This is a genomic window from Nitratireductor lacus (genome assembly GCF_056431025.1).
Window position 1 is genome coordinate 1 of record NZ_JBWKMB010000032.1, and the last position, 12,039, is coordinate 12,039.

The following is a 12,039-nucleotide window of genomic DNA, read 5'->3' on the forward strand; positions in this document are numbered from 1 at the left end:
CAACCCACAAGCCACACGTTTCCTGCAAACCGTAGAGCTTTGAAACCACGAATTCCTGTGGGAATTCAGAAGCCTCCGGATTCTTCACGGCCGACTATGTTGCAGAGAGGCAACAAAATCGGCATTTCGTTAAGCATTTCAACCCTAAAATGCATGAAACACCGTCAGTCTTATTGCCCTATCTGACCAGAACCAGTGTTCCGATCTTTACACTGCTATATAGTTTTATAACATCCTCGTTGGTCATCCGGATGCAGCCTGATGAAACGGCCTGACCGATCGTCCACGGTTGATTGGTGCCGTGAATGCGAAACAGGGTCGAACCGAGATAAAGCGCGCGGGCGCCAAGCGGGTTTTCAGGGCCACCGTCCATGACCGAAGGCAGAATCCTGCCCTGCGCGGCTTCACGCCGGACCATCTCGGCCGGAGGGCGCCAATCAGGCCATTCAGCTTTTCTCGTGATGCGCTCCCTGCCACGCCAGGCGAAACCCTCACGCCCCACGCCGATTCCATAACGAACCGCCGTGCCGTCGCCGCGCAGATGGTAAAGACGACGCTTGGCGGTCTCTATGACGATGGACCCGGCGGGCAGATTTTCCGAGTATGGCACCACCGACGGTTTAATCGCCGCCTCACCCCAGGGCGCCTTGAAGGACAGGGTTCGTTCGCGCCTGACCCATGTTCCGGTTGCCGGATCGAACTGGCGCACCGTGGCGGTCTGCGCGTTAGCCTGCGTCACCGGAGACAAAACAAGCAATGCCGACATCACGGACGCCAAAGCCGGAATGACAAGGCCCCAAGGGCGCCGATGCCGTCCCCTTTCGACAGGGCCCTTCTGGTCAGAGCTATTCATCTGCGCCGTTCTTCGCCAACTCAAACGTCTCTCCCTCAATGAGGATGGTGGTTGTATCGGGTGCCGAGATCGACCTCGCGCGCCCATCGCGACATACCAGCGCCGGCCATTCATCGATTTCACAATCGATCTCGGCGTAGAGGTTCGCCAACGGCTCACCATGCGCAATGACCAGGGCACGGTCGCCAAGCCGCAGAACATGCCCGTCATTCGCTCCCACAAACGCCGAAACCCCGCCTTCGCCAGGCGCGCGCGCGAAACCGTGCCCGTAAACCGCCGCGCCGCGCTGGCCTGCAAGAACGTGCCGATTGGCCGACATTGCCCATGCATAGCGCCTCAACACATTGCTGCGGCCACCATAAAGCGTTGCGATATCCGGATGCATTTCATCTGAAAACGGCGGCGGCGCCTGGAAAAGCCTCGCCCCGCGTTCGTCGGCAAACCCGGCCTCACACGCGACCAGAAACAGACCACAGCACGAAACAAGCGACTTGAGGCTCACCGCCACCCCCTGGGGTGCTTCTCACAATTCCGAGACGAACACCCTCTGCAAAAGCAGACCGCCCATGCAGCCGGCTGCATGGGCGGTGCACAATATTCATTGTGCGGCTAAATATCTGACGTGTCCAGTACAGGGCCACGTGCGGTGATCGCGGGACTGCATGGGCAAGAGAGTGCGCCTCGCCCATGCCGACCTCTATTCGCGACTCTGGCCGTTCTCTTCCGATTCGAGCGCGTTGAGCGCGCTGAGGCGAAATCCACCCGCCTCGCCCTGGCGCGCTTTTTCGAGCTGCTCCGACGCGATCCTCATCAGACCGCGGAACTCAATCTGATCCTCGAAAATCACCCCGCCAATATCAAGGGACAACTCGACCGTCTCGCCCTGTGCGGTGAAGGGCGCCTTTGCCACCGCATCGCGGATGCGTTCGCCGACATCGCGCGCCTGTTCAACAGTTGCACCCGGCAGGAACACACCGAACTCGTTGCTGCTCAGCCGGCCAACGACATCACTGCGGCGGACATTGGCCCGAATCACCGATGCGATCTGACGCATCGATTCCTCGCCCCAGTTGAAACCGTAGTCGATGCTGATATCCCGCGTGTTCTCCGCTTCCACGATCAGCAGCGCGCCGAAGGTCCGACCGGCTTCGGACACCGTTGCCGAGCGACGGCGCTCCACAAGCGTTGTGAACATGTCGCCGTTGAAGACCTCGGTCGAAGGATCGTGGGCTGCAGAAAAGTTCCGCTCCCGTTTTACACGCCGCAACTGCTCGCTCGCCTGCCCGATGTAAGCGAGCAGGGGGGCGGCTATGAGTACCGGCAGAACGAGCGCAGCAACGAGACTGCGCTGATAGGGATTTATGTCATCCCCGAAGAACAGCAGATAGTGGACAAGAAACGAAAGCCCCACTGCGGCGAGCGTGCCCAGCAGTGTGAAGGCAATGAGCCATGTCCAGCGCGGTTTGCGTTGCAAGAGCGACTTGTCCATATGCTTTCAACGTCCCCAATGTGGCTGAGTCGTTAGTAACCGGCAAACTTCTAATAAAAGTTTCTTTATTAGGTCGTCTTTTAACAATTAACGATTTCACCAGCAGCGCAAAAAATCGGGATTGTTTCCACGGCGCCCGGGACACCCCGGGACACCCCGGGACACAATGCGCCCGTCAGCGGAGTTTCTTCGAGAACGTCTGCCGGCAAGCTGCCCCTGCCGGGCCTTCCAGCCCATATTGCAGGGCACCGCTTCCGGGCTTCTCTCGCGTTGTGGCCGGCCATATCGTTAAAATGCGTTCGATATATTTTGTTTGCCGGTTACAATTATCTGCGCATGATCAAGCCGATGCGGGGGCATTGAAAAAGGACTACCATGCCGACGAACTTTGCGTCCGTGTACGCCCATCTGGAAAGAGCGCAGGCGGAGCTGACGGGCACCGACCCGGCGACGCAGCAATTGCGCGAAGCGGTCGGTCTCCTGGTGGACGCCGCGCTGAAGGCCGAATTCTCCGCCAAGCCGCAGGTGTGCGAGATCATTCCCTTTCCGCAGGCAGAAACCGGTCGACCGACGCGGACATCCCACCACGGATGAGGTGCTCCCGCGCGCCCATCCGGGCCAACGTCAGGGCCCTTCGCTGATCACCCGGTTGCGCGCTTTTTCTGCCTCGCGGGCGATCGTCCGTCCGCTCTCACCAGCGTTTTCCACCTGAATGGTTGTGCCTGAATGGTCGAGAAAGACCAGCGCCACATCGGCGTCCGGCCCAACCATCACAGCCGCGACCCGCTGAAACTGTGGATCACCATCAAGCCTCCGGTTGAAGAGAACACGCCCGTCGAGCTCTTCCAGCGCTGCCAGCAGGGCGGTCTCAAAACCCTGCGCGATCAGATCCGCAAGTCCGAGCAACAACTCCAGCTGGACCACCTCCAGCGACACTTCTTTCGACACTTTTACGCTACTCGAATCATTACGCACGTTCAGAAATTAGTCGAGTTATCTGAAGCCGGGCAACCAAGCCGCAGGAACAGATTGTGTCGTTGTGAAACATGATCCTGCGCCGCCGGTTTCGCCGTCGATATGTTCATGTGTTCGCAGGGCGGCTCCATCCCGTGGTCTGGACTCCGGCAGTTTCACCCATTTGGGCAGCGCCGAAAGATTCGGTCTTGAAATCGATTACATTTGCCATACAATCGATTTCATTGGCGTGGCGGAGGACATGCCAAAAGGGAAGGAAGATGCACGATCGGCAATGGGGCCCCGGCTGCCTGCGCCGCTGGTGCCTGTCATCAGGGAGGAATTCATGAAACGACTGGCAACTGTCGCCGTGGCCGCGGCTGCCCTTGCGGGCACTGCACTCTCGGCCATGGCTGAAGATTTCAAGATCGGCCTGTCAAACGGCTGGGTGGGCAGCGAGTGGCGCACCCAGATGATCGAGGAAGCCGAGCAGGCCGCCGCCGCCTGGAAAGAAAAGGGCGTCAATGTCGAAGTGGTCGCCCAGAGCGCCAATGTCGATGTGCCTGGCCAGATCGCGCATGTGCGCAACTTCATCAGCCAGGGCGTGGACGCGATCATCATCAACCCCAACAGCCCGACGGCCTTCGACCCCGTGTTCGCACAGGCCAAGGAAGCCGGCATTCTGGTGATCGCCACCGACGCCGAGGTTTCTTCGCCCGACGCCCTTTATGTGGGCATCGATCAGAAGGGCTGGGCGATGGAAAGCGCCAAATGGCTGGCCGATACGCTGAACGGCGAAGGCAAGGTCGTCGCCATCAACGGCGTAGCCGGACACCCGGCAAATGAAATGCGTGTTGCCGGCTACCGCGAGGTGTTCGGCGAACACGAGGGCATCGAGATCGTCAACGAAGTTAACGCCAACTGGGACCAGGCGCAGGGCCAGCAGGCCATGCAGAACCTGCTTGCAACCTATCCCGACATTGACGGCGTGTGGGTGCAGGACGGCATGGCCGCCGGCGCATGGCGTTCCATCATGGACGCAGACAAGGCAGGCGACATTGCCGCGACCGGCGAAATCCGCAAGGACTTCATCGACATCTGGACCGAGAATGACCTCAACTCCGGTGCTTCGGTGAACCCGCCCGGCGTGATGGCAAGCGCGCTCAATGTGGCTGTTCTCATGCTGCAGGGACGCGAATTGAAGGAGCCGGCCACGGCCGGGCAGTACAACAACGCCATGTATCTGCCGATCCCCTTCATCAGCTCGGAAAACCTTGAAGAAGTAGCCGCCTCGGTTGAAGGCAAGCCGGGCTACTATTCCTATACGAGCTCGCTTTCCATCGAGGATGCGGAAGCGCTGTTTAAGTAAGCCCGCTCCATGAATGCCGCGCCGGCAATGACTGGCGCGGCGCTCTCTTCGGGAAGATGTCATGACCAAACTGAAGCTCAGCGGTGTAAGCAAGGCTTACGGCGCCACGCTGGCGCTACGCCGCGGCGATCTCGAACTCGAGACGGGCGAAGTGCATGTGCTGATCGGCGCCAATGGCTCCGGCAAGAGCACGCTTTGCAAGATCGTGGCGGGCAGCGTGCGACCCGACGCCGGCGAGGTGTTGCTCGACGGGCAAGCCGTGACCGTCAGCGGGCCGCGTGCGGCACAGGCGCTGGGCATCGGCATTTTCTATCAGGAACTGAGCCTCGCCGATCATCGCAGCGTGGCTGAAAACATCTGCCTGCCGGACCTGCCTAAAAAGAACGGGCTTTTCGTCGACCGTGAAGCGCTGCTTGAAAAGGCCGGCCGCTACATTGCGCTGTTCGAGACGGTTGCAGGTGCTGACCTCAATGCTGAAGCCACCGTCGGCGATCTGCGGGCGGACCAGCGGCAACTGGTCGAGATCATGAAGGCGCTGGCAACCGAAGCGCCGATCCTGATCTTCGACGAGCCCACCTCCGCGCTCGACCGCGCGCAGGTGGATCGCTTTTTCGAGATTTTGCGCGACCTCAAAAGTGAGGGGCGCAGCATCGTTTTCATCTCGCACCGCATGGATGAGATTTTTGCAATCGGGGACCGGGTGACGGTGATCCGCGATGGGGAAACGGTGGGTACAGAAGCCATCGCAGACACAAGCCCCGAAGCGGTCATACACATGATGGTGGGCGAGCAGGAAGCGCTGGCCACACCACAGGCGGCACCGCCTTCGCATGAGGCCTCCCACGAGATCGCGCTGACAGTGGAGAGCCTCACAGGCGTGGGCTTCCGCGATGTTGGTTTTTCTGTCCGGCGCGGTGAAATCCTCGGGCTTGGCGGCCTGCATGGACAGGGGCAATCGGCATTGCTCAAGGCGCTGTTCGGCGCGCCGCCTGCGCTTTCGGGTCAGATGACACTCAACGGGCAGCCGCTTCGCGCGGAAAGCCCGCGCGCGGCCATCGCGCGGGGCCTCGCCTATGTTTCCGGCGACCGGGGACGCGACGGCGTCATCAGCGGACGGCCCATCCTTGAAAATGTCATTCCCATACATGCGCTGCGGAACAGGCTTGTGCTGGCGAGGCCGGCCAAGCTTTCGGAAAAGGCGCTGCCGGCTTTGAAGGCACTGAACACCAAGTTTGCCGGGCTCTCCCATTCCATCGGCTCGCTGTCGGGCGGAAACCAGCAGAAGATCGTCATCGCCCGCTGGCTCATCGACAAGCCGGATATCCTGCTTCTCGACGATCCGACAAAGGGCATCGACCTTTCGGCCAAGGCAGACCTTTTCGCGCTGATCCGCAGGCTCGCCGAAGAAGGGCTCGCAATCCTGCTTTACTCCTCCGAAGACGCGGAGCTTCTGAACAATGCCGACCGGATCCTGGTCTTCAATGGCGGGGCGGTGAGCCGCGAACTGAGCGGCGCGGACCGCACCCGCTACAATCTCTACCAGGCAGCCTACGAGGCGGCATGACGATGACCAGTGTTTCAAGCCCCACCAGACAGGACAATGGAAGCTTTCGGGCGCTGCTCGGGCGGTTTCCCTTTCTTCCCGCCCTTCTCATTCTCGTCGTGCTTCTGGTTTTGAACGGCATTTTTGAACCAAACAGCCTGAGCTTCCGCTCGCTCACCGGCCTCGTGCGCACCTATCTGGCGTTGATGCTTCTGGCCGTGGCACAGACCTATGTGGTCTATGCCGCCGACATCGATCTCTCGGTCGGCGCCATCGCCTCGCTGGTCAATGTGACGATCATCGTGCTGATGCAGCATATGGGTGGAGGCGGGCTTTCGGTTCTGGCCGCACTCGGCGTGGGCGTCCTCGTGGGGATCGCCTGCGGCCTGGTCAATGGTTTCGTGGTGGCCGCGCTCAGGCTGCAGGCCATCGTCGCAACCTTTGCCACCAGCATCTTCTTCACCGGGCTGGCGCTCGTCATCCTGCCGGTGGCCGGCATGCCCGCGCCCACCGTTTTCTGGCGCACCTATGGCGGCACATTCTTCGGCATTCCGTTCGTCTTCTATGTGGCTGCGGCGCTCGCCATTCTGCTTTACCTGCTTGCCCGCACCCGGCTTGCCACGCAACTTCTGGCGGTGGGCGACGGGCAGCAGGCGGCGTTTCAGAGTGGGCTTCCCGTGACAGCGATCCGCATTGGCGGCTATGCGCTATGCGGCGTGTTCGCAGCGCTTGCCGCCTTCTGCATCACAGGCGACACGGCGAGCGGCGACCCGCTGGTCGGCGCGAAGATGACGCTCTTCAGCGTGGCGGCCGTGGTGCTGGGCGGAAGCGCACTATCGGGCGGTTTCGGCACGGTTGCGGGTTCCGTCATCGCGGCGCTGATCATCGGGCTCATCAATTCTCTGGTGTTCTTCGCGGGCACACCCTCGCACTGGCAGAATTTCGTACAGGGGCTCGCCATTCTCGCGGCCCTGATGGTCGGCGTGCTCGTGAGCCGCAGGGGGCGCGCATGAACCGGGCCATCGAAATCGCGAAGAACCCCCTTCTCATCGCGCTGGTGCTGATTGCAGCACTCCTGTTCCTTGGCAACACGCTTTCGCCGGGCTTCGCCTCGGGCGGGCAGATCCTGCGGCTGCTTATCGTTGCTGCCCTTCTCGGCATTGTCGCCGCCGGCCAGAACCTCGTCATTCTGGGCGGGCGTGAAGGCATCGACCTTTCTGTTGGCGGCGTGGTCTCCCTGTCTGCCATCGTGGCCGGCAATGTGATGAACGGCATGGATGGCGGCATCCCGCTGGCCATTCTGGCCTGTGTGGCAACCGGCGCGCTCTTCGGCCTGTTCAACGGGCTCGGTGTCACGCTTTTGCGCATTCCGCCGCTGGTGATGACGCTCGGTATGCTGGGCGTGCTGCAGGGTCTGCTCGTTGTCATCCGCCAGGGCATTCCTTCGGGACGTGCCGCCCCTGCCCTTTCGGAATTCGTGACAAAACCCTTTCTCCTCGGCCTGCCTGGCATCATCTGGCTGTGGATCGGCGTTGGCCTTCTGATGGCCTTCATTCTGCACCGCACGGTCTTCGGCCAGCGCATCTATGCCATTGGCTCCAACGAGCAGGCCGCCTTCATGGCCGGTGTGCCGGTGCGGCGCATGCGCATTGCGCTCTTCATGCTTTCAGGCGTGTTTGCCGCCATTGCCGGGCTTTGCCTGCTTGGCTATTCCGGCTCCTCATTTGCCAATGTGGGGGAGCAATACATGTTGCCTTCGATCATTGCCGTGGTGTTTGGCGGCACGCCGCTATCCGGTGGCAAGGGCGGCTACACGGGCACCATGGCGGGGGCTGTTCTGCTGGTGGTTCTGCAAAGCATCCTGACCACGATCAACATCGATGAATCGGGCCGGCAGATGGTGTTCGGCGCCACGCTGCTGGTGCTCATGCTGTTCTATGGCCGCGGGCGGGGGCTGCGCGCATGAACCGCCGTCCCAAGATCAAGGATATCGCCCAGGCTCTGGGCGTTTCGCCCGCCACCGTGTCGCGCGCCCTGAGCGGCAGCGACCTTGTGACGGACGAGACCCGCGCGCGCGTGCGCAAGACGGCCGATGCACTGAACTACCGCCCCAATGCCAGCGCCCGCAGCCTGCGCACCGCCCGTTCCATGGCGGTTCTGATGGTGGTGCGCGATGTGGGCAACCCGTTCTATCTCGATATTCTGAAAAGCGTGGAAGCGACCGCCCGCGCTGCCGGCTATTCCGTGCTGATGGGTAACACCGAAAACGACCCCGAACGCGAGATCGAGTATTTTGACATGCTCCGCGACGGCCACGCAGACGGCATGATTCTGATGACGGGCAAACTGCCTGAAGAAAATGGCTCGCGGAACAAGTTACCCCCGAACGCTCCCATCGTGGTGGCGCTGGAAACGATTGAGGGGTCGGGCTTTCCTCACGTGCAGATCGACAATGTGGCGGCGGCCTGCGAGGCGGTGGAACACCTGATCGGGCTCGGCCATCGGCGCATTGCCCATATATCCGGTCCCGTGCCGGAGGTGATGAGCCTTCGCCGCCAGGAAGGCTATCGCCGTGCCATGAGCCGTGCCGGGCTTTCCATACCGGAGGGCTACGAGCAGCGCGGCGATTATCTTCTTCACGGCGGCGCGCGCGCCTGCGAGGCTCTGTTCAGGCTGCCCGAGCCGCCCACGGCCATCTTCGTTGCCAATGACGAAATGGCCTTCGGCGCCATCCACCACCTGCGCGAAACCGGACACGACGTGCCGGGCGATGTTTCTGTCGTCGGGTTCGACGATCTCTATCTGAGTGAGGCTTTCTATCCACCGCTCACCACCGTCAGCCAGCCGCGCATCGACATTGGACGGCAGGCGATGAGCATTCTTCTCAAAATGCTTTCCGGGGCGCATGTGCCCGCAAAACCGGTGGTTCTGCCCGCCACGCTGCGCGTGCGTGGCACCACCGCACCACCCAAATCAGCCTGAAAGGAAAACAACCATGTCCGCACAGCCAAGAAAACGCCTGCGTATCGGCCTTGTCGGCACGGGCTTCATCGCCGAATTTCACCTGCGCTCCATGGTTGCCGTGCGCCATGTGGACGTGACCGCCGTCTACAGCCGCAAGGCGGAAAACCGGGAGCGGATCGTCAAGCTGGTCGCCGAACTGGGGCTCGGCGACTGCAAGAGCCATGACAGCCTTGTGTCCATGCTGCAGGCGGACGATGTGGACGCAATCTGGATCCTCTCGCCCAATGACACGCGCGTGGACACCATGCGCACCATCCATGACGAAGTGGTGGCCGGACGCAGCAAGGTGTTTGCCGTGGCCTGCGAAAAGCCGCTGGCGCGGACGGTGGCCGATGCACGCGAGATGCTGAGGCTGGCCGAAGCCGCCAAACTGAACCATGGCTATCTGGAAAATCAGGTTTTTGCGACGCCCGTTCTGCGCGGCAAGGAGATCATCTGGCGGCGCGCCGCTTCCACGACCGGCCGGCCCTATCTGGCACGTGCTGCGGAAGAGCATTCCGGGCCGCATGAACCATGGTTCTGGCAGGGCGACAAGCAGGGCGGCGGCGTGCTGCTCGACATGATGTGCCACAGCGTCGAGGTGGCGCGCCATCTCCTGACAGAGCCGGGCAAGAAGCGCGACTCGCTCAAGCTCAAGGCGGTGCAGGGCAATGTGGCCAATCTGAAATGGACCCGGCCGCGCTACGTGGAGGACCTCAAGAAGCGCTTCGGTCCCGAGGTGGACTATGCAAACCGTCCGTCGGAAGATTTCGCGCGCGGCAATGTGATGCTGGAGGACGAGGACGGCAACGAGCTGATGATCGAGGCAAGCACGTCCTGGGCCTATGTGGGGGCCGGCCTGCGCATCCAGCTTGAACTTCTCGGGCCGGAATATGCGATGGAGTTCAACTCGCTGGGAACAGGCCTCAAAATCTTCATGTCGCGTGAGGTGACCGGCGACGAGGGTGAGGATCTCGTTGAAAAGCAGAACGCCGAACAGGGCCTGATGCCGGTGCTGGAGGATGAAGCCGGAGTCTATGGCTACACGGACGAGAACCGGCACATGGTCGAGTGCTTCCGCAAGGGTGAGGAGCCGCTTGAGACGTTTGCCGACGGTGTCGCCGTCATGGAAATTCTAATGGGCCTCTATCTCTCCTCGGAAACCGGAAACACGGTGCGTTTTCCCAATCCCGATCTTGAGAACTACGTGCCCGTGGTGGCGCGGCGCTAAAGCGCTCCAGTTTTTTTGCGTAGTTCCGGACAGAAAGCCTGGTTCCACCTTTCCTGGAATTGCTGCAGGCCGCTCACTGGCTGCCGGCTGGGCCACAAGGCCCGCCGGCAGCCTCATCCGCTCAGGGGCCCGGGGCCTGCAACATCTCGAGAATGCGGTATGCGGTGCTTACCAGATCGGGCTCGGGAACTGACTTGTTCACAAGCAGGGCGATCCCCGTTTTGCTGGCCGGTACAAAGGCCACATATGCCGCGAAGCCGCGTGTCGAACCGACCTTGTTGATCCACACATTCCTGCGCGGAGGAAATGGCGGTTTCAGCCGCAGCGCCGGCACATCGGTCCATTCCACTCTCGTGGAATTCCCCTGAACCAGCTGCCTGAGCGCGACCGGAAAGGCATATTGCTCCCAGATGAGGTTCTGCGTGAACGGGCCGGCTTTGTAATAACCGGTAAGGGTCCTGCGGATGGCGCGCTTCATGTCCGGGTCCATGTCGCCAGCCTCCATATGCGCTTCGACATAGCGGATCATGTCACCCGCCGTGGTTCGCATTCCGTAGACTGTTGAAGCAAGCGGCTCCGGGCCAACGTGGACGGGCAGATCTCCCTGGGTGTAGCCCTGCGCGTAGTCTTTCGTGCCGCTCGCCGGAACCTGTGTATAGGTGTGCGACAGGCCCAGTTTCGGCAATATTTCCCTGCCGAGAAGCTCATGATAGTCCTGCTTCATTGCGGCTGCGCCAACCGTGGCGAGGAGTGCGGCGCCAATATGGGAATATGTCCGTTGCGAACCGGGCGCATAGCGCCGTCGCCAGGAAGCGCAATAGGCAAGAAGCGCCTCGGGCGTCTTCACGTCCTCGGGTAGAAACAGGTCCAGCCCGCTCGTGTGCGTCGCCAGGTTGAGAACCGTCACGGTGTCGAAGGCGCTTCCCTTCAACGCCGGTAAATGATCGCTGACTTCGTCGAAGAAAGAGAGCCTTCCCTTGACCTGCGCGTAAGACGCAAGAAGCCCAGTGAAGGTCTCACCGATGGCGCCGATCTCGAAAAGCGTTTTGTCTGCAACAGGTTCTCCGCTTTCTCGGGACGCAACACCTTCATTGAAGATGCGACGCTCGCCATCAATCGTGATGGCAACCGAGAGACCGGGAATGCCGTTCTCCCGCATAAAGCGCCGGGCTTCCGCCTCGATTCTTCGTTCGGTTGTCGCCGAAAGGATCGAGCCTGTGGCCCACGCAGGAACCGTCGACAGAATAGCAGCTCCGAGTAGCAATGCGCGCGAGCACCAAAAGGAAGAGCCTGTCACTCTGTCAGAATGATGGTATAACATATAATTATTCTTAAATATCAATACGTTAAAAGACCCCTGCGTGATAAAGCAAATGCACGGGAATGACAAACCCCATGGTCAACAGGGCTTTGTGATCTCAGGGCCGGTGCCATAATGCCACAAGGGGATTGAGCCTATTGCTTTCGCAGTGCGATCAGTATCTGTGTGCGGTGCTGGCCACCTGGGATAGCGACTCGATCTCATGGAGCCACGCCGAGGACAGGTGCCGCGCCATACACCCGCTGAGATGTGGGTGCTTTCGGAGCGCTGCATCCA

General features: G+C 61.0%; 12 protein-coding genes. 7 read left to right on the top strand and 5 right to left on the bottom strand.

Annotated features, from left to right (window positions below):
• Positions 1–178: 178 nt before the first annotated feature.
• The 3 genes from AC07E3_RS19935 to AC07E3_RS19945 form a co-directional block, all read right to left on the bottom strand.
• Positions 179–766, bottom strand: coding sequence for a L,D-transpeptidase (locus AC07E3_RS19935; RefSeq protein WP_478364350.1), 588 nt, complete (start codon positions 764–766; stop codon positions 179–181).
• A gap of 79 nt (positions 767–845) precedes the next feature.
• Positions 846–1,355 (bottom strand): hypothetical protein, encoded by a 510-nt coding sequence (locus AC07E3_RS19940; RefSeq protein ID WP_336067451.1) that lies wholly within the window; start codon positions 1,353–1,355, stop codon positions 846–848.
• A gap of 195 nt (positions 1,356–1,550) precedes the next feature.
• Positions 1,551–2,342: a GGDEF domain-containing protein gene (locus tag AC07E3_RS19945; RefSeq protein ID WP_336067453.1), complete on the bottom strand. Its 792-nt coding sequence runs from the start codon at positions 2,340–2,342 to the stop codon at positions 1,551–1,553.
• 375 nt (positions 2,343–2,717) lie between these two features.
• On the opposite strand from AC07E3_RS19945, the gene AC07E3_RS19950 reads away from it, so the two are divergent.
• Positions 2,718–2,936: a hypothetical protein gene (locus AC07E3_RS19950; protein ID WP_336067455.1), complete on the top strand. Its 219-nt coding sequence runs from the start codon at positions 2,718–2,720 to the stop codon at positions 2,934–2,936.
• Between the two features lie 30 nt (positions 2,937–2,966).
• On the opposite strand, the gene AC07E3_RS19955 is transcribed toward AC07E3_RS19950, so the two are convergent.
• Positions 2,967–3,290: a hypothetical protein gene (locus tag AC07E3_RS19955; protein ID WP_478364353.1), complete on the bottom strand. Its 324-nt coding sequence runs from the start codon at positions 3,288–3,290 to the stop codon at positions 2,967–2,969.
• Positions 3,291–3,642: 352 nt separating this feature from the next.
• Between AC07E3_RS19955 and AC07E3_RS19960 the strand changes: the two genes are divergently transcribed.
• From AC07E3_RS19960 to AC07E3_RS19985, 6 genes are all read left to right on the top strand, one after another.
• Complete coding sequence (locus AC07E3_RS19960) at positions 3,643–4,665, top strand: ABC transporter substrate-binding protein (protein WP_336067460.1); 1,023 nt, start codon at positions 3,643–3,645, stop codon at positions 4,663–4,665.
• A 61-nt stretch (positions 4,666–4,726) separates the two neighbouring features.
• Complete coding sequence (locus AC07E3_RS19965) at positions 4,727–6,229, top strand: sugar ABC transporter ATP-binding protein (protein WP_336067463.1); 1,503 nt, start codon at positions 4,727–4,729, stop codon at positions 6,227–6,229.
• Positions 6,230–6,231: 2 nt separating this feature from the next.
• A complete protein-coding gene (locus tag AC07E3_RS19970) occupies positions 6,232–7,221 on the top strand; it encodes an ABC transporter permease (RefSeq protein WP_478364388.1) in 990 nt (329 codons plus the stop codon).
• Positions 7,218–8,174, top strand: coding sequence for an ABC transporter permease (locus tag AC07E3_RS19975; RefSeq protein WP_478364356.1), 957 nt, complete (start codon positions 7,218–7,220; stop codon positions 8,172–8,174). Before AC07E3_RS19970 ends, AC07E3_RS19975 begins: the two co-directional genes overlap by 4 nt.
• Positions 8,171–9,190 carry a LacI family DNA-binding transcriptional regulator gene (locus AC07E3_RS19980; protein ID WP_478364358.1) on the top strand — a complete coding sequence of 340 codons (1,020 nt, stop codon included), beginning with the start codon at positions 8,171–8,173 and terminating at the stop codon, positions 9,188–9,190. Before AC07E3_RS19975 ends, AC07E3_RS19980 begins: the two co-directional genes overlap by 4 nt.
• Before the next feature lie 13 nt (positions 9,191–9,203).
• Positions 9,204–10,442, top strand: coding sequence for a Gfo/Idh/MocA family protein (locus AC07E3_RS19985; protein ID WP_336067473.1), 1,239 nt, complete (start codon positions 9,204–9,206; stop codon positions 10,440–10,442).
• A gap of 121 nt (positions 10,443–10,563) precedes the next feature.
• On the opposite strand, the gene ampC is transcribed toward AC07E3_RS19985, so the two are convergent.
• Positions 10,564–11,763 carry a class C beta-lactamase gene (gene ampC, locus AC07E3_RS19990; RefSeq protein ID WP_478364361.1) on the bottom strand — a complete coding sequence of 400 codons (1,200 nt, stop codon included), beginning with the start codon at positions 11,761–11,763 and terminating at the stop codon, positions 10,564–10,566.
• Between the last annotated feature and the right edge of the window lie 276 nt (positions 11,764–12,039).

Bases quoted from the DNA above. Each gene is read 5' to 3' on its own strand.
- AC07E3_RS19935 (WP_478364350.1), bottom strand. From the start codon at position 766: ATGTCGGCATTGCTTGTTTTGTCTCCGGTGACGCAGGCTAACGCGCAG.
- AC07E3_RS19945 (WP_336067453.1), bottom strand. From the start codon at position 2,342: ATGGACAAGTCGCTCTTGCAACGCAAACCGCGCTGGACATGGCTCATT.
- AC07E3_RS19950 (WP_336067455.1), top strand. From the start codon at position 2,718: ATGCCGACGAACTTTGCGTCCGTGTACGCCCATCTGGAAAGAGCGCAG.
- AC07E3_RS19960 (WP_336067460.1), top strand. From the start codon at position 3,643: ATGAAACGACTGGCAACTGTCGCCGTGGCCGCGGCTGCCCTTGCGGGC.
- AC07E3_RS19965 (WP_336067463.1), top strand. From the start codon at position 4,727: ATGACCAAACTGAAGCTCAGCGGTGTAAGCAAGGCTTACGGCGCCACG.
- AC07E3_RS19970 (WP_478364388.1), top strand. From the start codon at position 6,232: ATGACCAGTGTTTCAAGCCCCACCAGACAGGACAATGGAAGCTTTCGG.
- AC07E3_RS19975 (WP_478364356.1), top strand. From the start codon at position 7,218: ATGAACCGGGCCATCGAAATCGCGAAGAACCCCCTTCTCATCGCGCTG.
- AC07E3_RS19980 (WP_478364358.1), top strand. From the start codon at position 8,171: ATGAACCGCCGTCCCAAGATCAAGGATATCGCCCAGGCTCTGGGCGTT.
- AC07E3_RS19985 (WP_336067473.1), top strand. From the start codon at position 9,204: ATGTCCGCACAGCCAAGAAAACGCCTGCGTATCGGCCTTGTCGGCACG.
- ampC (WP_478364361.1), bottom strand. From the start codon at position 11,763: ATGTTATACCATCATTCTGACAGAGTGACAGGCTCTTCCTTTTGGTGC.